General features: G+C 60.0%; 1 rRNA gene. It reads right to left on the bottom strand.

The features are described from left to right. Positions 1 to 1889, bottom strand: a 23S ribosomal RNA gene (locus tag AC1AYN_RS10485); the annotation flags it as partial. Positions 1890 to 2161 lie beyond the last annotated feature (272 nt).

The raw sequence follows: 2161 nt of genomic DNA, 5'->3' as shown, positions 1-2161 counted from the left end.
CCGGTTCACCATCGGGGGTCTCCCTTAAACCGAAGGAACGGGAGTGATTTGCCGAGTTCCTTGACCAGGATTCGCTCGATCGCCTTGGTATGCTCTACCTGACCACCAGTGTCGGTTTGGGGTACGGGCGCCCATGCGCCTCGCGCCGAAGCTTTTCTCGACGGACGGACCCACCGGAAGACACCCCTGAGGATGCCCCCATCACGCCTCGGGCCACGATATCCCCGGATTTGCCTGGGGAAGGCCCCGCACGCTTGGACCCGGAAAACCACCTCCGGACCCGGCCTGCCATCCGCGTCACTCCACACGCTATCCTACCGGGAATCGGTTCCCAACACACACCCCGAACACCACCCCGAAGGACGGCATCCAGGACACGCGGAGGTTAGCATCAACCTTTCGGATCTTGTCGGTTCATGGCCGGTACGGGAATATCGACCCGTTCATCCATTCGACTACGCCTGTCGGCCTCGCCTTAGGACCCGACTCACCCAGGGACGACGAACGTGGCCCTGGAACCCTTGGTCATCCGGCGGACGGGATTGTCACCCGTCTCTCGCTACTCATGTCTGCATTCTCACTCCCATGCAGTCCACGGACGCTTACGCTCCCGCTTCGACCCGCATGGGACGCTCTCCTACCCAGCATGGCAACCATGCTGCCGCGTCTTCGGTGGCGTGCTTGAGCCCCGCTACATTGTCGGCGCGGAACCACTAGACCAGTGAGCTGTTACGCACTCTTTCAAGGATGGCTGCTTCTGAGCCAACCTCCTGGCTGTCTATGCGACTCCACATCCTTTCCCACTTAGCACGCGCTTGGGGACCTTAGACGACGGTCTGGGCTGTCTCCCTCTCGACGACGGAGCTTATCCCCCGCCGACTCACTGCCGGGATACACTTGACGGGTATTCGGAGTTTGGTTGCTGTCGGTACCCGGTATGGGCCCTCAAGCATCCAGTAGCTCTACCCCCCGCAAGCAAAACCCGACGCTGCACCCAAATGCATTTCGGAGAGAACCAGCTATCACGGAATTTGATTGGCCTTTCACCCCCAGCCCCAGGTCATCCCCCCGGTTTTCAACCCAGGTGGGTGCGGTCCTCCACACGGTCCTACCCGCGCTTCAACCTGCCCAGGGCTAGATCATCCCGCTTCGGGTCCAGGACAAGCGACTCAGACGCCTTATTCAGACTCGCCTTCGCTACGCGTACCCCACACGGGTTACGCTCGCCACCTGCCACTGACTCGCAGACTCATTTTTCGATAGGCACGCCGTCACCCCANGAGGCTCCGACGGATCGTAGGCGCACGGTTTCAGGTACTCTTTCACTCCCCTCCCGGGGTGCTTTTCACCTTTCCCTCACGGTACTAGTTCACTATCGGTCGGACAGGAATATCTAGGCTTACCCCACGGTCGGGGCGGATTCACACGGGATTCCACGAGGCCCGCGCTACTTGGGACACGCGATCATGAGACCATGCGCATACGACTACGGGGCCATCACCCTCCACGGCCAGGCATCCAATCCTGTTCGTCTCGCACACGGTTTTCTAACTCACGCCCGGTCCGTCGGAACCGGGACACACGCTCCCGCAACCCCGATGCCGCAACCCCCGACGGGTATCACACGACACCGGTTTGGCCTGATCCGCTTTCGCTCGCCACTACTCACGGAACATCCTTTCCTACAGGTACTGAGATGTTTCACTTCCCTGCGTACCCCCCAGCACAAAAGGCTGGTGCCACCCCATCGAGGGTGGCGGGTTCCCCCATTCGGACATCCTGGGATCAAAGCCCTGTCGGCGGCTCCCCCAGGCCTATCGCGGCCCCACACGTCCTTCATCGGTCCTGTCCGCCAAGGCATCCACCACTGCGCCCTTACCAGCAACACACTCGAAGCATGAAGCCGGCAAAAACCAAATTCGCGAATACATCGGACGACACATCAACACAACACGTTGACGGTCACAACAAAACGACCGAACGAACACCAAGACAAAAGCCTCGGAGTTCGATCGAAATCAACAAAACAAGAAAAACAAATTCGTTCTCTTGCTCGCGTCCACTATCCAGTTCTCAAACCACCAACACACACCAAGCCCCACACCAGCCCACACAAGGACCGGCACGGAAACCCGGCGGAATCGGACCCGCACCCCAAACC

This window comes from Bifidobacterium sp. LH_413 (genome assembly GCF_056357015.1).
This window is presented reverse-complemented; position numbering and strand designations above follow the sequence as displayed.